This window comes from Streptomyces sp. TRM49041, assembly GCF_008271805.1.
In the GTDB taxonomy this organism is placed as follows: domain Bacteria; phylum Actinomycetota; class Actinomycetes; order Streptomycetales; family Streptomycetaceae; genus Streptomyces.
In genome coordinates this window covers 205990-224378 of the sequence record NZ_VSRY01000173.1, presented here as the reverse complement: position 1 = coordinate 224378, position 18389 = coordinate 205990, and the positions used below count along the sequence as shown (strand labels likewise).

The following is an 18389-nucleotide window of genomic DNA, read 5'->3' as shown; positions in this document are numbered from 1 at the left end:
GTAGCCGTCTACGCCGATCCGGACCGGGACGCCCTGCACGTCCGTGCGGCCGACGAGGCGTTCGCTCTGGGCGGTGACACCCCGGCCGCCAGCTATCTGGACATGGCCAAGGTGCTGCAGGCTGCCAAGGACTCCGGGGCGGACGCGATCCACCCGGGTTACGGCTTTCTGTCCGAGAACGCGGAGTTCGCCCAGGCCGTGCTCGACGCGGGCCTGATCTGGATCGGCCCGCCGCCGCAGGCGATCCGCGACCTCGGCGACAAGGTGGCGGCCCGCCACATCGCCCAGCGCGCGGGCGCGCCGCTGGTGGCCGGCACGCCCGACCCCGTGTCCGGGGCGGCCGAGGTCGTGGCCTTCGCCGAGGAGAACGGCCTGCCGATCGCCATCAAGGCGGCGTTCGGCGGTGGCGGCCGCGGCCTGAAGGTGGCCCGGACGCTCGAAGAGGTGCCGGAGCTGTACGACTCGGCGGTCCGTGAGGCCGTCGCGGCGTTCGGCCGCGGCGAGTGCTTCGTCGAGCGCTACCTGGACAAGCCGCGCCACGTCGAGACGCAGTGCCTGGCCGACCAGCACGGCAACGTCGTCGTCGTGTCGACGCGTGACTGCTCGCTGCAGCGCCGCCACCAGAAGCTGGTCGAGGAGGCCCCGGCGCCGTTCCTGACCGACGAGCAGAACGCGGAGCTGTACCGCGCGTCGAAGGCCATCCTGAAGGAGGCCGGCTACGTCGGCGCCGGCACGGTCGAGTTCCTGGTCGGCGCGGACGGCACGATCTCCTTCCTGGAGGTCAACACCCGTCTCCAGGTCGAGCACCCGGTCACCGAAGAGGTCACCGGAATCGACCTCGTACGGGAGATGTTCCGGATCGCCGACGGCGAGAAGCTCGGCTACAGCGACCCGGCGGTGCGCGGCCACTCCTTCGAGTTCCGCATCAACGGTGAGGACCCGGGCCGGGGCTTCCTGCCCGCCCCCGGCACCGTCACGACGTTCGCCGCGCCGTCCGGGCCGGGTGTCCGGCTGGACGCGGGTGTGGAGTCCGGCAGCGTCATCGGCCCGGCGTGGGACTCGCTGCTCGCCAAGCTGATCGTGACGGGCGCGACCCGTCAGCAGGCGCTGGAGCGGGCGCGGCGCGCCCTCGCGGAGTTCCAGGTCGAGGGCATGGCCACGGCCATTCCGTTCCACCGGGCGGTTGTCGCGGACCCGGCGTTCGCGCCTGCGGAGGGGCCGTTCAAGGTCCACACGCGCTGGATCGAGACGGAGTTCGTCAACGAGATCGAGCCGTTCGCCGCGCCGGCCGAGGCGGATGCGGACGAGGAGCCGGGCCGCGAGACGGTCGTCGTCGAGGTGGGCGGCAAGCGCCTGGAGGTGTCCCTGCCGTCGTCGCTCGGCATGAGCCTGGCCCGTACGGGCCTGGCGGCGGGCGCCAAGCCGAAGCGCCGCGCGGCGAAGAAGTCCGCGTCCGGCGCGTCCGGCGACACCCTGGCCTCCCCGATGCAGGGCACCATCGTGAAGGTGGCGGTGGAGGAGGGCCAGGAGGTCAACGAGGGCGACCTGATCGTCGTTCTGGAGGCCATGAAGATGGAGCAGCCGCTGAACGCGCACCGCGCGGGCACGGTCAAGGGCCTGACGGCGGAGGTGGGCGCTTCGGTCACGTCGGGTGCCGCGATCTGTGAGATCAAGGACTGACGTCTCCCCGCTCGCCCGCCAGATGTGCTGAGGGGCCCGCCGGTACGCACCGGCGGGCCCCTCGGACGTGTGCACGATGGCATCCTGGAGGTACGAGGGAGGACCTAGCGCGATGACGACGACCAGGCCGATGCGCGCGGATGCCCGCCGTAACCACGAGCGGCTGCTGCGGGTGGCGCGCGCGGCCTTCGCCGAGCACGGGACGGACGCGGCGCTGGAGGACATAGCGCGGCGCGCGGGCGTGGGCATCGGCACGCTGTACCGGCACTTCCCGAACCGCCACGCCTTGATGAACGCGGTGTTCCAGGACGCCGTGGCGGCCCTCCTCGACCGGTCGCGCGAGCTGGCGCACGCGGACGAGCCGTGTACGGCGCTGGTGGAGTGGCTCCGCGCGATCGTCACGCACGCGGGCGAGTACCGCGGCCTGGCGCGGGCGCTCATGTCGGCGTCGTACGACCCGAGTTCGGCCCTGTCCCAGTGCAGCGTGCCGCTGCGTGCGGCGGGCGAGCGCCTGCTGACCCGCGCGCAGGAGGCGGGGGTGGTCCGGCGCGACGTGTCGATCGGCGACCTGATGCAGCTGACCAACGCCATCGCGCTGGCCGCCGAACAGGACTCGGCGGACCCGGCCTTGGCCGACCGCCTCCTGACCCTGACCCTGCGGGGCCTGAAGCCCTGACCCGTCACGGCCCGCGTCCGCACCCCGCGCCCTCGTGTGCCGATGGTCCGGTCGGGCCGTCCGGCGCCCGCTACCGCCTGCGCAGGTCCGCGACCCGGGCCTGGCGTTCCTGCGGGGCGGCGTCGGCGGCCAGCGGGGCCGCCGAGGCGCTACGGAGCTGAGGGCCCGGGTGGCGGTTGCCGCGCTGGCCCGGAAGGGGGACGTCGCGGCGGTGCCGGCGGCCCGGCGAGGGGCCTTCGGCGCTCGCGGTACCGGGGCCCGAGCCGGCGACGGTGATCTGGACGCCCTGGTCGGCGAGGGCCTGGAGCTCCATGGCGGCCCGGTCGTCGTGCGGGGGCGGCTCGTCCGTCACCAGGCGGGTGATCACGTCCGTCGGGACGGTCTGGAACATCGTGTCCGTACCGAGCTTCGTGTGGTCGGCCAGGACGACGACCTCGGCGGCCGCCTGGACCAGCGCTCTGTCCACGCTGGCGGAGAGCATGTTGGACGTGGACAGCCCGCGCTCGGCGGTCAGCCCCGCCCCGGACAGGAACGCCCGCGAGACTCTCAGCCCGTGCAGGGACTGTTCGGCGCCGCTCCCCACCAGCGCGTAGTTGGAGCCGCGCAGCGTCCCGCCGGTCATGACGACCTCCACGCGGTTGGCGTGCGCCAGCGCCTGGGCGACCAGCAGGGAGTTGGTCACCACGGTCAGCCCGGGGACGCGCGCGAGCCGGCGGGCCAGCTCCTGCGTCGTCGTACCCGCGCCGACGACGATGGCCTCGCCCTCTTCGACGAGACCCGCGGCGACATCGGCGATGGCCGTCTTCTCCGCGGTCGCGAGATGGGATTTCTGCGGGAAGCCGGACTCTCGCGTGAATCCGCCCGGCAGTACCGCACCGCCGTGCCGGCGGTCGAGGAGTCCTTCGGCCTCAAGTGCCCGCACGTCCCGCCGTACGGTCACTTCGGAGGTCTGGACGACGCGGGCGAGCTCCCGGAGCGATACCGCCCCATTGGCCCGCACCATTTCTAGGATCAACTGGCGACGTTCTGCAGCGAACACGAAACTGACAGTAACCCCAGCGACCGATAGTTTGCAGCCGTATGCGCCGAATCCGAGAAGTTGCGAACAGACGGGGCCGCCAAGTGGTATGGGCGGCCCCGTCCTTGAACGGTCTCCGACCGCTCGATGTCGCGTCTTGCCGGGGTTGCCAGGGGTTGTCCCCTGGACGACGGTGACCGTTTGACCGGATTGGCGGCCTTACGCCATCAGGAGCGGGCGGCTCACGACTCCGCGGTCGTCTTCCGGGTGTGCAACTGCCGTGCCACTTCGGCGATCGACCCCGAAAGCGACGGGTACACGGTGAACGCGTTCGCGATCTGCTCGACCGTCAGATTGTTGTCGACCGCGATCGAGATCGGATGAATCAGCTCGCTCGCACGCGGCGCGACGACACATCCGCCGACCACGATGCCGGTGCCGGGCCGGCAGAAGAGCTTGACGAAGCCGTCCCGGATGCCCTGCATCTTCGCGCGCGGATTGCGCAGCAGCGGCAGCTTCACGGCCCTGGCGTCGATCTTGCCCGAGTCCACGTCGGCCTGGGTGTAACCGACCGTGGCGATCTCGGGGTCGGTGAAGACGTTCGAGGAGACCGTCTTCAGGTTCAGCGGCGCGACCGTCTCGCCGAGGAAGTGGTACATGGCGATACGGCCCTGCATGGCGGCGACCGAGGCGAGCGCGAACACACCGGTCACGTCGCCGGCCGCGTACACGCCGGGCGCGGACGTACGGGACACCTTGTCGGTCCAGATGTGGCCGGACTCCTTGAGCCGTACGCCCGCCTCCTCCAGGCCCATTCCCGCCGTGTTGGGGACGGCGCCCACGGCCATCAGGCAGTGCGTACCGGAGATGACGCGGCCGTCCGCGAGCGTGACCTCCACCCGGTCGCCGACACGCTTGGCGGACTGGGCGCGGGAGCGGGCCATGACGTTCATGCCGCGGCGCCGGAAGACGTCCTCCAGGACGGCCGCCGCGTCCGGGTCCTCACCCGGGAGCACCCGGTCGCGGGAGGACACGAGAGTGACGCGCGAGCCGAGCGCCTGGTAAGCGCCGGCGAACTCGGCGCCGGTCACGCCGGAGCCGACCACGATGAGCTCCTCGGGCAGCTCGTCCAGGTCGTACACCTGCGTCCAGTTGAGGATGCGCTCGCCGTCGGGCCGGGCGTCCGGGATCTCGCGCGGGTGGCCACCGGTCGAGACGAGCACGGCGTCGGCGGTGAGCGTCTCCTCCGTACCGTCGGCCGCGGTGACGATCACGCGGCGCGAGCCGTCCAGGGCCTGGCGGCCGTCGAGGCGGCCCCGGCCGCGCATCACCCGGGCGCCGGCCCGGGTGACGGCCGCGGTGATGTCGTGCGACTGGGCGAGGGCGAGGCGCTTCACCCGGCGGTTGACCTTGCCGAGGTCGACGCCCACGACGCGGGCGGCCTGCTCGACGTGCGGGGTGTCGTCGGCGACGATGATGCCCAGCTCCTCGTAGGAGGAGTCGAAGGTCGTCATGACCTCGGCCGTCGCGATGAGGGTCTTGGAAGGTACGCAGTCCGTCAGGACGGACGCTCCGCCGAGGCCGTCGCAGTCGACGACGGTCACCTCCGCGCCGAGCTGGGCGCCCACCAGGGCCGCCTCGTATCCGCCGGGTCCGCCACCGATGATCACGATCCGGGTCACTGGGGTTACGCCTCGCGCTCTCGTCACGGCAACCCCGCGGACTGTGCGGGCCCGGGGGTCGGGAGTTGTCCTCGTTGGATGGGAGTACGTCCTTCATTGTCCCGCACCGCGCGACGCGACTCAGCCCCGGGGCCTCCTTCGGCCCGAGCCGGGCGTGCTTCCGCGCCGACCGGACGTCCTTCCGCGCGAGCCGGTGGTCCTTCCGCGTGAGCCGTGCGTCCCCCGGCCGCCGGGCGGGACCAGCGCCCACCCCCGCACCTCCCGTACCCTCGATCCCATGTCGCTCTACGCCGCGTACGCCGGCAACCTCGACGCGCGGCTGATGACGCGCCGCGCCCCGCACTCCCCGCTGCGCGGCACGGGCTGGCTGAACGGCTGGCGGCTGACCTTCGGCGGCGAGCAGATGGGCTGGGAGGGGGCGCTCCCCACCATCGTCGAGGCCCCGCGCTCCCAGGTCTTCGTCGCGCTGTACGACATCGCCCCGATGGACGAGGACTCGATGGACCGCTGGGAGGGCGTCGGGCTCGACATCTACCGGCGTATGCGGGTCCGCGTGCACACCCTGGACGGCGAGGAGCCCGCCTGGGTGTACGTCCTGAACGGCTACGAGGGCGGCCTGCCCTCCGCCCGCTACCTGGGCGAGATCGCGGACGCCGCGGAGTCCGCGGGCGCACCGCACGACTATGTGATGGAACTGCGCAAACGCCCCTGCTGACGCGGAACCGCTCAGTTCGTCGGAAGCGACAAGACAACGATACGAACACCGTAGGGCCTGTCATCTACGCGCGTAGGCCCAGACGGGTTACCCTCATCCGCGTGAACGCATCTGTTACCCCGGACCACCGCCAGGACGACCCCCACGCCGCCGCGGGAGCCGCCGCCGCGCGCCTGCGCGAGCTGACGGGCGCCGAGAACCACGACGTCGCCCTCGTGATGGGCTCCGGCTGGGCCCCGGCCGCCGACGCGCTCGGCGCCCCCGAGGCCGAGTACCCGGTCACCGAGCTGCCCGGCTTCCCGCCGCCGGCCGTCGAGGGGCACGGCGGCAAGATCCGCTCGTACCGCATCGGCGACAAGCGCGCCCTGGTCTTCCTCGGCCGTACGCACTTCTACGAGGGCCGCGGCGTCGCCGCCGTCGCCCACGGTGTGCGCACCGCCGTCGCGGCCGGCTGCAAGACCGTCGTCCTGACCAACGGCTGCGGCGGCCTGCGCGAGGGCATGCGCCCCGGCCAGCCGGTCCTCATCAGCGACCACCTCAACCTCACCGCGGCGTCGCCGATCGAGGGCGCGAACTTCGTCGACCTGACGGACCTGTACTCGCCGCGGCTGCGCGCGATGTGCAAGGAGGTGGACCCGTCCCTCGAGGAGGGCGTGTACGTCCAGTTCCCCGGCCCGCACTACGAGACCCCGGCCGAGATCAACATGGTCCGGGTGCTCGGCGGCGACCTGGTCGGCATGTCGACCGTCCTCGAAGCCATCGCGGCCCGCGAGGCCGGCGCCGAGGTCCTGGGCATCTCCCTCGTCACCAACCTGGCCGCGGGCCTTTCGGGTGAGCCTCTCAACCACGAGGAGGTCCTCCAGGCCGGCCGTGACTCGGCGGCGCGGATGGGCCAGCTCCTCACCCGCGTGCTGGAGCGGATCTGAGCCGGCACCCGAAGGCCGGGGCAGACGGCGTGTGACACCGTCCCGGCCGGACGGAGGGGTGTCGGCGCCCACCGGGCACCGGGTATCACACCCCACACCCCGTAGACGCGACGCGTACGACATCACCAGGGAGGCAGACCCCGTGCAGCAGAACCTGCGGCAGGACGAGCAGGACCTCATCGCGCAGGCGGAGGCGTGGCTGGCCGAGGACCCCGACCCGGAGACCCGCGACGAGCTCGCCGGGCTCCTCGCGGCCCGGGACCTCGACGAGCTCGCCGCCCGCTTCGGCGGCACGCTGCAGTTCGGCACGGCCGGGCTGCGCGGCGAGCTGGGCGCCGGGCCCATGCGGATGAACCGCTCGGTGGTCATCCGCGCCGCGGCCGGTCTCGCCGCGTATCTGAAGGCCGAGGAGGCGCCCGCGGGGAAGACCGGCGCGGGCCTCGTGGTGATCGGCTACGACGCCCGCTACAAGTCGGCCGACTTCGCCCGCGACACGGCCGCGGTGATGGTCGGCGCGGGCCTGCGCGCGGCGCTCCTCCCGTACCCGCTGCCGACGCCGGTCCTGGCGTACGCCATAAGGCACCTGGGCGCGGTCGCGGGCGTCGAGGTGACCGCGAGCCACAACCCGCCGCGCGACAACGGCTACAAGGTGTATCTGGGCGACGGCTCGCAGATCGTGCCGCCGGCGGACACGGAGATCGCGGCCCGGATCGCCGCCGTACGGTCCCTGGCGGACGTACCTCGCGCGGAGTGGGGGTCCCCGGGCTCGGGCGAAGCCGGGAGCGGGGGAGGCTGGGAGACGCTGGGCGACGAGGTCCTGGAGTCCTATCTGTCCCGCACGGACAAGGTCCTGACGCCGGGCACGCCCCGTACGGCGCGGGTCGTGTACACGGCGATGCACGGCGTGGGGAAGGACGTGGTCCTGGCGGCGTTCGCCCGCGCGGGCTTCCCGGCCCCGGTCCTGGTGGCCGAACAGGCGGAGCCGGACCCGGCCTTCCCGACGGTCGCGTTCCCGAACCCGGAGGAGCCGGGCGCCATGGACCTGGCGTTCGCGAAGGCCCGCGAGGTCCAGCCCGACATCGTCATCGCCAACGACCCGGACGCGGACCGCTGCGCGGTGGCGGTGCCGGACGCGGCGGCGGAGGGCGGCTGGCGCATGCTGCGCGGCGACGAGGTGGGCGCGCTGCTGGCGGAGCACCTGGTGCACAAGGGCGCGAAGGGCGTCTTCGCGGAGTCGATCGTCTCGTCCTCGCTCCTCGGCCGCATCGCGGCGGCGGCGGGCGTGCCGCACACGGAAACCCTGACGGGCTTCAAGTGGATCGCCCGGGTGGACGGCCTGCGCTACGGCTACGAGGAGGCACTCGGCTACTGCGTCGACCCGGAGGGAGTCCGCGACAAGGACGGCATCACGGCGGCGCTGCTGGTCGCCGAACTGGCCTCGGAACTGAAGTCCCGGGGCCGCACGCTCACCGACCTCCTGGACGACCTGGCGGTGGCCCACGGCCTGCACGCCACGGACCAGCTGTCGGTCCGCGTCGAGGACCTGACGGTCATCGCGGACGCGATGCGCCGCCTGCGGGAGGTCCCCCCGGCCCGGCTGGCGGGCCTGCCGGTCGTGTCCGCCGAGGACCTGACGCACGGCACCGGCTCCCTGCCCCCCACGGACGGCCTCCGCTACTACCTGGAGGGCGACTACAAGGCCCGCGTCATCGTCCGCCCGAGCGGCACGGAACCCAAGCTGAAGTGCTACCTGGAGGTCATCGTCCCGGTCGCGGACGCGACGGAGCTGACGGGCGCCCGCGAGCGCGCCACGCAGGTCCTGTCCGGCATCAAGCGCGACCTGGCTGCTTCGGCCGGCATCTGACCCACTCCGGTCGACGGGCCGTCCTGGACTTGTCCGGGGCGGCCCTTCACCGTGCTCGGCCTCCCGGCGGACGGATCAGAACAGGGTGTGGCGGGGCTCAGGCGAGGGCCAGGAGGAGGACCAGGGCCACCAGGCCCGCGGCCGCGGGCGCCAGGACTTCGTAGGCCCAGCGGCACTCCGGGTCTCCCTTGGCCGTCGGGCGGACGGCGTTCTGCTCGGCGAGGGTGCGGAGCTCGTGGAGGGTGCTCTCGGCGCCCACGAGGACCTTGCCGCCGCTGCGCACGGCCAGCTTGCGCTGGCGCATCGACACCGGGACCGCCCACAGCTGGTACTTGGCGCCGTCGTGGGTGACGACCTCGGTGGAGTACGTGGCGCGCAGCGCGTCCACCGCCCCCCAGGGCACGACGACCGTGCGGAACGGGTTCCGGACCCGCATCCGGTCGTCGTTGGCGTACACGGCGGGCCGGAAGGTGAAGGCGACGACCAGCGGCACACCCAGCAGCAGGGACGCGGCGGCCACCCACGGCGTGCGGCCGTCGCCGCGGATCATGGCGTCGACGCCCATCCAGAGGCCGACACCGAGCAGCAGCAGACCGCCCAGCATGGCCAGGACCGACCGGTAGACGCGGTCGGGGTAGGCGGGCTCCGACGGTGTCCCAGAAGTACCGGGCTGCTCAGGGCTTGTCATGGGGCCGATTCTGCCTCACACCGCTCCCGGCACCACCTTCTCGATCGGCCAGACCGCGAACCTCTGAGGTCGACCGGCAACGCCACCGCGTGCGAAGTGGACCCCGGCGTGGACAAGCCGACGAGGCCCCTCCGCCGTCCCGCACGGAGGCCGTCAGCCCCGCGACGCGTAGCCGACGAAGGCGGTGAACGCCTCTGGGCTGACCGCGAGGCGGGCACCGTCGACGTTCTTGGAATCGCGCACGTGGACGGCGACGGGGGACATCGCCACCTCGATGCAGTCGTTGCCGTCGCCACTGCTGCTGTGGCTGCTCTTGAACCACTCCAGGCCGGGGCTGTCGTGGGTGGAGTTGCTGATCATGTCTCTCCCAGCATCTGCTCGATCAGGGCCCGCGACTCTCGGGGCGTGAGGGCCTGCGCCCGGATCATGCCATACCGCAGTTCGAGGATCCTGACGTGCTTCGGATCGGAGACGGGCCGCCCACCGAACGCACCCTCGGAACGCCCCACGGCGGTGCCGTCAGGAAACTTGAGTACCTCGATCAGCCCGCCCGTGCCGACGTGCTCCTCGCGATCAGTCGGGATCACCTGGATCGACACGTTCCGCAACTGACCTAGTTCAAGCAGCCGTTCGAGCTGCCGACGCCATACCATTCTGCCCCCGACAGGGCGCCGGAGCGTCACCTCTTCTTGGACGAAACTGAGAGTCGGCGCTGGCGACCTGTCGAAGACCGCATGTCGGGCCAGTCGCCCGGCCACGATGCGCTCCATCTCCTCATCCGAGTAGGCGGGGAGCCACACGTCGAACAGCGCCCGCATGTGTTCCTCGGTCTGCAACAAGCCATGAATGTTGTGATTGCCGTACAACCCCATCTCGACGGCCCGCGCCTCCATCCTCGCCAGGTCCCGAACCTTCCTGGGGTACCTGACCTCCTCCACGTCCTTGCTCATCGCGGCGATCAGCCCCCGCGCGTTCAGCACCTTGTCCGCCCTGTCCAGGTACTCGGGCCGGGGAATCCGCTTGCCGGCCTCCACCTTGTAGACGAGGTCCTCCCCATACCCGAGCAGCTCGCCGAACTCGACCGCCTTCAGCCCGGCGGCCTCCCGGTGCAGCTTGAGCTGCCGCCCCACCGTCGCGACGACCGCCGCCCCCGACTCGTCGTCCGGGTCGACGTCCCACCCCGACTCGTCCGCGTCCCCCACGAGCTGCCGCACCCCATCGGCCTCAGCCGCCAACGCCCCACCTCCGACACCACCGCAGCCCTGCGCTGCTTCCGGACAGGCCGGACACGTACGGACCAGCCCCGACAGTGACTGTACGCACGCGGGACATCACTGACAGCCACAGCGTAGCCACCCCCAGGATCTGTGACATGAACCACAGAACCCCTCAACCACTTGCCCGCCAGGAGGTCTTGAGCGTGCGCCTGCACCCCTCCCGGACGGGCGCACGCCTGGCCCGGGAACTCGCCGCTCTCTGGCTGAGCGGGGGTACCGCCACGCGGGCCGTGACAGGCGACGCCCTCCAGGTGGTCGCCGAACTCGCCGCGAACGCCGCCGTCCACGGCCGGGTACCGGGACGGTTCTTCCTCCTCACCCTCCGCCTCACCTCCGCCGACAGCGTCCTGCGCATCGAGGCGACCGACACCCGCCCCGACCGGCTGCCCACCCCGCAGACACCCCCGACCGACAGCGAGAGCGGACGCGGACTGCTGATCGTCAAGGCACTGGCCGCCCGCTGGGGAGTCACGGAAGGCCCGACCCCCCGCAAGACGGTATGGGCGGAACTGGACCTCGCACCGGAGCGGGACCACCCCGGCCCGACCGACTGAGGCCACCCGCCGGACGGCGACGGAGGGGCCGTGGCGGGTTGCCCCGGCAGGGGTTGGCGGCGATACCCGGGCCACTTCTCCCGTACCCGAGGCCGCCGACCCCGAGGAGGTGACCCGCCGCGGCCCGGACCGCACCCACCGACCGAAGGCGCGCGGGCGCACGCCTGGATGTTCGCCGCCAGAGCCCGGCTCGGCCGGGCCCGCCGCCCCGAGTCGGCACAGGGCAGGCGCCGACCGGACACCTGACCTGCACTACCGTGTCGGCACTCCGGTGAACGCAGTCGGGGGCACGGCGGATGCCGTGCCCCCGACTGCGGGCGTGCGTCAGTTCGCCGAGGCCGAGCTGGGCCACATCAGGCGGCCGGGCGCGATGGCACCGGCTCCATCACCCGCGTACCAGTACAGCCCCCCGGAAGTGACGCGGCCGAGGAGGTCACCCTTACCGTCACCGTTGACGTCACCGGCGAGAACCGTCCCCATGCCCGACCAGCTGGTGTCGTGCCACAGGGACCGAGCGCCCCCCAGGGTGCGCTGGGCGTTGCCCGGGTACCAGTGAAGCTTCCCGTCCGCCGCCACGGCGACGACATCGTCGAAGGTGTCACCGTTCAGATCCCCGGCGGCGATGAGTCGCTTGTTCCAGGTCTTGTCTGGCCACAGCGTTCGCCGCTCACCAGTCAGCACCCCATCGCCACCACTGGGGTAGCCGAGCAGGGACCCGTCGTCAGCCTGCAGGACGATGCCGTCCCGGCCCGTCCCGTCCACCTTGTACCGCGCCAAGGGGCGCTTACTGTCCCAGGTGTTGTCCTTCCACATCGCGCGCGCGGCACCGAGCTTGCCGTCGTGACCCGTCCCCGGGTACAGGAGGAGGGCACCCGTGGGCGAGATGGCGGCGATGTCAGCCTTCCCGTCGCCGTTGAAGTCACCACCCACGACCTTGGTGACCTTCCCCCACCCCTTGTCGTGCCACAGTTCGCGGCCGTACTGCAGACCGCCGTCAGTACGCCCGTAGAACGCGTGGAGGGAGCCGTCACTCAACACCGCGGCGACGTCCTGGCGACCGTCACCGTTGAAGTCGGCCACGGTCGTGACCCGGGTGACCTGCTGCACCATGGGCACCAGCCGAAGCTGCTGGATCCACGCACTGATGTCGTCGACCCGTGTCGACAGCGCGTCGGTGCGGGTCTCGGTCTCACCGAGGCACCCGCCCTGCCACGAACGGGCATTGACACCGACAAGCTCCAGCTTGCCGTCCCTCTGACTCAAGAGCGGCCCGCCGGCGTCGCCCTTGCAGATGCTGTCACCGGAGGTCTTGCCGCTGATACCGATGGCGGTCGCGGCAGCTGTGTCCACAGTGAAGTCGGCGGTGTGAAGCTGGTTGGGCACCCACGTCGTCTTGGTCCTGCCGTACCCGGTCGCTGTCAGCGCGTCACCGATGGTGGCGGGGGTGGTGGCGACGGGCACCGTGGTCACATTGGTCGCAGGCGTTGCCAGACGAGCCATGACCAGGTCCCGACCGGCCCGAGGAACCAGTTCGACGATCTCGCTGACGTGCCCCCCGGTGGTGGACAGATCCACGCGGCCGACCGTGGCGACACTCTTCGTTGCCGGCTTGCCCGCCTTGAGCTCGGCGGTCCCTCCGGTGAAGCAGGAGGCAGCGGTCAGAACCCATCGAGTGTCGACCAGGACGCCGGAGCAGATCCGCTTGTTGTCACCGTCACCGATCTCCAGCTTCGCTGTGAAGGAGAAGCGGGCGTCGACACCGGCAGGGCCGGTGATCGCGTGGACGGGGGCGCTCAGCCACGCCATCGGCATGGCCACCGCAGCCACGATCGGAACACCCAGCCAAGCAGAGCCGCCCGCACGAGACTTATACATGACTACTTTCCTTCAAAAGGGAGCGATATCATCTGTAGCAATTGCTTACGAGTCAGCTCATTACGCGCAGTTCGACGAGAACCGATCGCGGACCGCCGACTCCCTCACCGAAGGGCACATAGTCATTGACGGCGGCGTTGATCACCTTCTGCTCGCCATTTGCCGAGATGGTCGCCGTTACGGGATACGCATCGGTCATGATTCCGAACGAGTCGGGCAGTTCAAGGGTCAGATAGCCCGGCTTGACCCTGACATCGAAACAGAACTCCACCGTCGGGGACACCCGGTTCTTGATCAGAATGTCGGTCGTCCCCTCGCAAGGGACCATGACGATGTTCCCATCGCCCTTCTTCAGCAGGATCTTCTTCTGCTGCTGGATGAGGGCCGCCCCCGGGTAGGAAAGGTCCTCCAACGCCAGGGGAGGCAACTGACTGTCAGCAACCCCGTTAACAAGGGCGGTTGCGATCGGCGCGTCGGCAGCACGCTCCGTCTCGGACACAGCGACCACGGCCGCCACGACAGCGAAGCCAGACAGAAGCGCCAAACAGGCACGGCGTGAAGCCACAGATTCCCCCTTGATTTGGTCTAAATCGGACACACATCAGGCCCGATGAGCACACGAAGTAAAGCATATGTGAGGATTTGCGATCATGATGGGTCGCAGACCAGACCCATATCGACACGAGCAGGGCCAGGTTCGCGTTAGGGCTTTTTCGGCATCAGATGTTCGCCTGTGGCTCCGGCTTGGCCTCGCTCCTACACCGAGAGACCGGTCACGTGCCGCTGCATTTGCCACTTTGGCTGAAACGCCTGCACCACAGACGTCACAAATCTCTGACGCTACGCCAAGCCACTTCGGCGTTCGTGCTTCCGACGGCATTGACGGCGGGCTTGCTCGCCGCGGCTCCGGCAAGCGCTGCGGAGCCGGAGATGGTGGTCGATTACTGGACGCGGATGGCGGTGGTCGAAAACTGGGAGAGGGGTGGCGCAGGCGTCAAGCAGGCGGCGGAGCAGGCTCTTCTGGGCTCGGAGCAGGACATCCGCGATTTCATCGAGGGTGTCGACCGGATCCAGTTCGCTGACGACAGCGTCGCTGCGAGCCGCTTGGTCGCGGTGGGCGGACCGGCTGTCCGTGAGGCCGCGAAGACCGCATTGCGAGGGACCCCCGCAGAGCTTGACTCGTTTCTCGTCTCCGGGTGGCAGGCGCCACTGGACGAGGACCGCCAGGTGGAAATCTCCCGGATCATCAGCACGGCGGGAGCAGGCGTCAAGGAAGCAGGCGTCGCAGCGCTGAAAGGCGGGCCCGACGATCGCAAGACCTTCCTCGAAGAGGGACAGTTCGTAGCTCAGCAAGCGGACGACCAGGTCGCGGTGTCCCAGCTGTTCGCCTCGGGGGGCCCGAATGTGAAGGCGGCAGCCAAGCTGGCACTTCGCGGGACACCGGAAGACGTCTCCGAGTTCCTCGCCGTGGGGCAGTTCGTGGCCCGCAACCGCGACCAGGAGCATGCGACGGTCGCACAGCTGGCCGAGCAGGCCAAGCTGGCCGGAAAGCAGGCCGCGACCGCCACGAAGGCAGCCGAGGAGGCCTCGGCCCGCGCGGTGACGGCCGCCGCGTTGGCCAAGGAGGCTGCTGAGAGGGCTGCTCGCGAGACAGCGGCGGCCAAAAACGACGCGAAGACGGCTTCCGTGAAGGCCCGGCAGGCGGCAGACGCGGCTCGGGCGGCGGCTGCGGCGGCCCAGCAGGCGATCGGATCGGCGAACGCGGCCAACCGCGCGGCCCGCACTGCCGCGCTCGCCGCAGCGCAGACGGCCAGCGCCGCTGCCGCTGCCGCCAACGCGGCCAACGACGCCTACAACGCCGCCATCGCGGCCGGCAAGGACGCGACCAAGTCGGCCCAGGCGAAGACGGCCGCAGCGACCGCCCTGATGGCCGCAACCCTGGCAGAAGGCTCCATAGCTGCGGCGGAACAGGCCGGAAAGGCTTCGACCGCGGCTGCTGTCGCGGCCCGCGCCGCGCTCAGCGCAGGCGCGAACGCCGATGCGGCCGCTGATGCCGCCGAGGCCGCAGGCGGGCACGCCGCCGCAGCCGGTGGTCACGCAGGCGACGCCAGGGCTGCCGCAGCGGAAGCCCGACGACATGCGACAGCAGCGAACAACGCGGCCAACAGGGCCGCGGCGCTCGCCGACCGCGCGGCCGCGGCCGCGTACGACGCACGTACCGCCGCCAAGTCCGCCGCCACCCACGCACGCAACGCCGCCGCAGCGGCGCAGGAGGCGGCCGAACACGCGGGCCAGGCTGCCAACCACGCCCAGCAGGCCACCAAGCACGCCGAAGCGGCGAGGATCGCAGCGGAGACCGCATCTGCGGCCGTGGCAACGGCGAAGAAGACGTATGAGCTTGCCCGTGAGACCGAGGCCAATGGCCTGGCCACACGAACGGACGCGGGGGTCGAACGAGCCCGCACCCACCAAGCGGTCCTGTACAACGCCGTCTCCGATGCCGCGAAGCGAGAGGCGGAGAGTCGGTCGCTGGACGCCACCGCCGCCGCCCTGGCCCTTGAGGCGAACAAGCCGGACGCAGACGTGCGGAAGCTGGCGGCCCAGGGCCGGCAACTGGCGATGGAGGCGCTGAAGACCCGCGGCCCGATCAGCCAGGACGCCGCCGGGCGCGCGCTGGCCGGCACCGACGAGGAGGTACTCGACTACCTTCGCACCGGATGGCAGCAGGCCAAGCAGCGGGAGACACGCGAACGCGTCGTCGAACTCGCCCACCTGAGCCCATACCCCTCGGTCCGGCAGGCTGCCACCGAAGCGCTCAAGGGCACTCCCGAGCAGATCGGGGCCTTCTACACCGACGGCCAGTACACCGCCGGCACTGCCGACATGGCTGTCGCCGTCTCGGTCATCAACAGCAAGGGCGGAACAGGCGTCAAGGAGGCGTCCCGTGCCGCGCTGGCAGACGGCAGCGGCAAAGCCCTGGCGATCTTCCTCAACATCACGCAGTACTCCGCACGCCTGGCCGACGAATCGGTCGGTGCTTCCCAACTGATCAGTGCCACCACTTCGGGTCCGGAGCTTCAGGCAGCAGCGAAGATCGCGCTCGCTGGCTCCGCCGACCGACTGCACGAGTTCATGGCGGTCGGCCGTCACACCGCGGACCGGAAAGACAAGCTCGCGCAGCAGCACGCCGCCCAGATCCGACGGCTGATCGCCGAGGCTTCTCTGGTCGCCGCGGAGGCCAACAAGAACCGCTGGCGCGCCGCCGAAGCCGCAGCGCGGGCGAACAACGCATCAGCTGAAGCGGACAAGGCTGCCGCGGAGGCCCAGAAATCCGCACACGCCGCGGCAGGCTACGCCGCAGAAGCCGACCAGGCTGCCGACGCCGCAGAAGCGAGCGCGGCCCAGGCGAAGCAGTCCGCCCTGACCGCCCGCAACGCCGCGGCGGCAGCCGACCGCGACGCCGCCGCAGCCGAAAGCTCCGCCGCCCAGGCCGAAGCGTCGGCGCAGTACGCGCGCTATGCAGCCGCCTTGGCCGGTGACTACGCTGATGACGCCCGACTCTCCGCGCTAACCGCCGGAAAGAACGCGGCAGACGCCGAGAAAATGGCCACTTCCGCCTGGCAGGAAGTCAAGGTTGAGCTTGAGAAGGAGATCACCGAAGAACTCAAGAGGGTGGCAGCGGAAGAAAAAAAGCGTCAGCAGGAAGAGAGCAAGAAGCGGAAGCGTTCGAATAGTCAGTGCGTCGTCCTCGTCCCACGTACCTACACACACGAGGATTGCGATGTAGTAGACGCTAGAAACGAACGCATACGCCAGGACTTCGAGACCGTCTGGCCCTACGTCTGGGCCTTCAGCGGTGGCGCCGACGTTCAGAAATGCATTGAAGATCCTGCCGCCAGCGACTGCGCCATGGCGTTTGCCAGCCTCCTTCCGGTCGGAAAACTAAAGCTCCTCGAGAAACTCAACAGCATCGACGGCATCGCAGACGCATCAAAACCGAATAGGGCAAAGCATCTGCCACCCTGCCCGTCGAGGCATAGCTTTCCAGCCGGAACGCATGTACTACTCGGAGACTACTCAACCCGCCCCATCGAGGAAATCAGGGTAGGAGATTCGGTACTTGCATCCGACCCCGAAAGTGGGATCTCAGGACCTCGTAGGGTCGATGCAACGATCCGTACCCCCGATGACCGGAATTTCACCGACATCGAGCTCTCAGGGGCACATGGCGGTGGACTGGTCACAGCTACCGACCACCATCCATTCTGGTCAGAAACGAAAAGGAGCTGGATCAACGCTGCGGACCTTACGCCAAATGATTCACTCCGAAAGCCAAGCGGTGAAACTGTACCCGTCGCAAAAGTAAATCATTGGAAGGCGCGACAGGACGCTTATGACCTGACCGTCAACGACCTCCATACTTACTACGTCGTTGCCGATAAAACACCCATACTCGTCCACAACTGCAGTTTTGATCGAGATCACGAGTGGGAGAACCTACAGAAGTATGTCGAGGGTGGCCCAACGAGTGGGCGGGCTGTCACGAACGACGGTAGGTCATACCCGGATTTGGTGAGTGGCAATAAAAAATTGAACGCGAGCCTAATCAATTGGGTTAACCAGACTTTGCGCCGAAAAGGCAAGCTGGGCAACGCTACCTCCTCGCGCGCAAGCGATGTGGAGCAAAAGTTCGCCGCCATAATGGCGCGAGACGGGATCAAAGAAGCCGACCTGGTGATCAATTTCCCCACAGGCCCATGTGAGGTAAAGTTGGGCTGCGACCAAGTTCTAGACGCACTACTGGAAGATGTGGGAATACTAAGAGTGCGCTGGAAAGAGAACGGCGTGTGGCAGATGAACGTCTACGGAAGGGCTCAATCGTGAACACTCGCGCCGAAGCGCGATTCCGCCGAGAGCACACTCTCGATCCTAAGGTAATCGCTACAGCCAAAGATGTCGACGCAATGATCGACGCACTCCTCACTGGCCCCGCTTTTCACACTATGGCGCAAGTTCACTCCCTCGAACGCGAGAAGCTGCCGTCGGGCGATTTCGATCACGAACTTCTGATCGGGGTTGATGCCGCATTCCAGGTGGGGGCTATTACGTTTATGGACGTTTCTGGGAACTACGCCACAGCCGGAGCTCCCGGCAGTCGAGAGGAGCCGGTATATCACATCATGGGCCACTTGACAGAGTTCCCGGAAGAGTCTGAAATCCCTATTGGCCTTGTCCGCCAGGCCGTGAAGGAATTCATCTCTTCGGGAGGCTGCCGCCCGGAGTGCGTGGCATGGAAGGAAATGGAATGGTGACACAAGGATGACGCAGCCTGGTCCAGGTAGCGCGATTACCTAGCAAGCTGAAGGAAGCATGCGGAAGGCCCGAGATTGCATCGCTCGGGCCTTTCTCATTTCCACCGTCTGCGCCACGACAG

The 18389-nt window shown here is 69.5% G+C and carries 14 protein-coding genes and 1 pseudogene; 8 read left to right on the top strand and 7 right to left on the bottom strand.

Going from position 1 to position 18389, the window contains the following annotated elements:
• Together FVS66_RS33840 and FVS66_RS33835 are read left to right on the top strand one after the other, a co-directional pair.
• Nucleotides 1-1680 (top strand): biotin carboxylase N-terminal domain-containing protein (locus FVS66_RS33840; protein ID WP_262387357.1); only part of this gene is annotated, 1680 nt, incomplete at its 5' end.
• Between the two features lie 112 nt (nucleotides 1681-1792).
• Complete coding sequence (locus FVS66_RS33835) at nucleotides 1793-2356, top strand: TetR/AcrR family transcriptional regulator (RefSeq protein ID WP_187645818.1); 564 nt, start codon at nucleotides 1793-1795, stop codon at nucleotides 2354-2356.
• Between the two features lie 70 nt (nucleotides 2357-2426).
• Here the strand turns inward: FVS66_RS33835 and FVS66_RS33830 are convergent, their stop codons facing one another.
• Nucleotides 2427-3359, bottom strand: a complete 933-nt coding sequence (locus tag FVS66_RS33830; RefSeq protein ID WP_399226885.1) for a DeoR/GlpR family DNA-binding transcription regulator — start codon at nucleotides 3357-3359, stop codon at nucleotides 2427-2429.
• Nucleotides 3360-3616: 257 nt separating this feature from the next.
• Nucleotides 3617-5134, bottom strand: a pseudogene (locus FVS66_RS33825) (NAD(P)H-quinone dehydrogenase); the annotation flags it as partial.
• Nucleotides 5135-5333: 199 nt separating this feature from the next.
• Here FVS66_RS33825 and FVS66_RS33820 point away from each other — a divergent pair.
• The 3 genes from FVS66_RS33820 to FVS66_RS33810 all read left to right on the top strand — a co-directional run bounded on the left by FVS66_RS33820 (nucleotide 5334) and on the right by FVS66_RS33810 (nucleotide 8561).
• Nucleotides 5334-5771 (top strand): gamma-glutamylcyclotransferase, encoded by a 438-nt coding sequence (locus tag FVS66_RS33820; RefSeq protein WP_149185057.1) that lies wholly within the window; start codon nucleotides 5334-5336, stop codon nucleotides 5769-5771.
• A 101-nt stretch (nucleotides 5772-5872) separates the two neighbouring features.
• Nucleotides 5873-6697, top strand: coding sequence for a purine-nucleoside phosphorylase (locus tag FVS66_RS33815; protein ID WP_149185056.1), 825 nt, complete (start codon nucleotides 5873-5875; stop codon nucleotides 6695-6697).
• Between the two features lie 142 nt (nucleotides 6698-6839).
• Entirely contained in the window at nucleotides 6840-8561 is a 1722-nt protein-coding gene (locus FVS66_RS33810; RefSeq protein ID WP_262387356.1) for a phospho-sugar mutase, read from the top strand.
• 97 nt (nucleotides 8562-8658) lie between these two features.
• On the opposite strand, the gene FVS66_RS33805 is transcribed toward FVS66_RS33810, so the two are convergent.
• The 3 genes from FVS66_RS33805 to FVS66_RS33795 all read right to left on the bottom strand — a co-directional run bounded on the left by FVS66_RS33805 (nucleotide 8659) and on the right by FVS66_RS33795 (nucleotide 10484).
• Nucleotides 8659-9249: a PH domain-containing protein gene (locus FVS66_RS33805; RefSeq protein ID WP_149185055.1), complete on the bottom strand. Its 591-nt coding sequence runs from the start codon at nucleotides 9247-9249 to the stop codon at nucleotides 8659-8661.
• A gap of 153 nt (nucleotides 9250-9402) precedes the next feature.
• On the bottom strand, nucleotides 9403-9609 hold the full coding sequence (locus tag FVS66_RS33800) for a DUF397 domain-containing protein (protein WP_149185054.1): 207 nt from the start codon (nucleotides 9607-9609) through the stop codon (nucleotides 9403-9405).
• The gene (locus FVS66_RS33795; protein WP_149185053.1) at nucleotides 9606-10484 is read right to left on the bottom strand and encodes a helix-turn-helix transcriptional regulator; all 879 of its coding nucleotides are present in this window, start codon (nucleotides 10482-10484) and stop codon (nucleotides 9606-9608) included. The genes FVS66_RS33800 and FVS66_RS33795 overlap by 4 nt, the downstream gene beginning before the upstream one ends.
• A gap of 137 nt (nucleotides 10485-10621) precedes the next feature.
• On the opposite strand from FVS66_RS33795, the gene FVS66_RS33790 reads away from it, so the two are divergent.
• Nucleotides 10622-11080 carry an ATP-binding protein gene (locus FVS66_RS33790; protein ID WP_149185052.1) on the top strand — a complete coding sequence of 153 codons (459 nt, stop codon included), beginning with the start codon at nucleotides 10622-10624 and terminating at the stop codon, nucleotides 11078-11080.
• 324 nt (nucleotides 11081-11404) lie between these two features.
• Here FVS66_RS33790 and FVS66_RS33785 read toward each other — a convergent pair whose 3' ends face one another.
• Both FVS66_RS33785 and FVS66_RS33780 read right to left on the bottom strand, forming a co-directional pair.
• Nucleotides 11405-12955, bottom strand: coding sequence for a trypsin-like serine protease (locus tag FVS66_RS33785; protein WP_262387355.1), 1551 nt, complete (start codon nucleotides 12953-12955; stop codon nucleotides 11405-11407).
• A 52-nt stretch (nucleotides 12956-13007) separates the two neighbouring features.
• Nucleotides 13008-13520, bottom strand: a complete 513-nt coding sequence (locus FVS66_RS33780; protein WP_149185051.1) for a hypothetical protein — start codon at nucleotides 13518-13520, stop codon at nucleotides 13008-13010.
• A 365-nt stretch (nucleotides 13521-13885) separates the two neighbouring features.
• Between FVS66_RS33780 and FVS66_RS33775 the strand changes: the two genes are divergently transcribed.
• Both FVS66_RS33775 and FVS66_RS33770 read left to right on the top strand, forming a co-directional pair.
• On the top strand, nucleotides 13886-17839 hold the full coding sequence (locus FVS66_RS33775; protein WP_187645817.1) for a polymorphic toxin-type HINT domain-containing protein: 3954 nt from the start codon (nucleotides 13886-13888) through the stop codon (nucleotides 17837-17839).
• Complete coding sequence (locus FVS66_RS33770; protein WP_316248247.1) at nucleotides 17803-18267, top strand: Imm1 family immunity protein; 465 nt, start codon at nucleotides 17803-17805, stop codon at nucleotides 18265-18267. Before FVS66_RS33775 ends, FVS66_RS33770 begins: the two co-directional genes overlap by 37 nt.
• Nucleotides 18268-18389 lie beyond the last annotated feature (122 nt).

Coding starts and splice junctions, on each gene's coding strand:
- FVS66_RS33835 (WP_187645818.1), top strand. CDS start 1,793: ATGACGACGACCAGGCCGATGCGCGCGGATGCCCGCCGTAACCACGAG.
- FVS66_RS33830 (WP_399226885.1), bottom strand. CDS start 3,359: ATGGTGCGGGCCAATGGGGCGGTATCGCTCCGGGAGCTCGCCCGCGTC.
- FVS66_RS33820 (WP_149185057.1), top strand. CDS start 5,334: ATGTCGCTCTACGCCGCGTACGCCGGCAACCTCGACGCGCGGCTGATG.
- FVS66_RS33805 (WP_149185055.1), bottom strand. CDS start 9,249: ATGACAAGCCCTGAGCAGCCCGGTACTTCTGGGACACCGTCGGAGCCC.
- FVS66_RS33800 (WP_149185054.1), bottom strand. CDS start 9,609: ATGATCAGCAACTCCACCCACGACAGCCCCGGCCTGGAGTGGTTCAAG.
- FVS66_RS33790 (WP_149185052.1), top strand. CDS start 10,622: ATGAACCACAGAACCCCTCAACCACTTGCCCGCCAGGAGGTCTTGAGC.
- FVS66_RS33785 (WP_262387355.1), bottom strand. CDS start 12,955: ATGTATAAGTCTCGTGCGGGCGGCTCTGCTTGGCTGGGTGTTCCGATC.
- FVS66_RS33775 (WP_187645817.1), top strand. CDS start 13,886: ATGGTGGTCGATTACTGGACGCGGATGGCGGTGGTCGAAAACTGGGAG.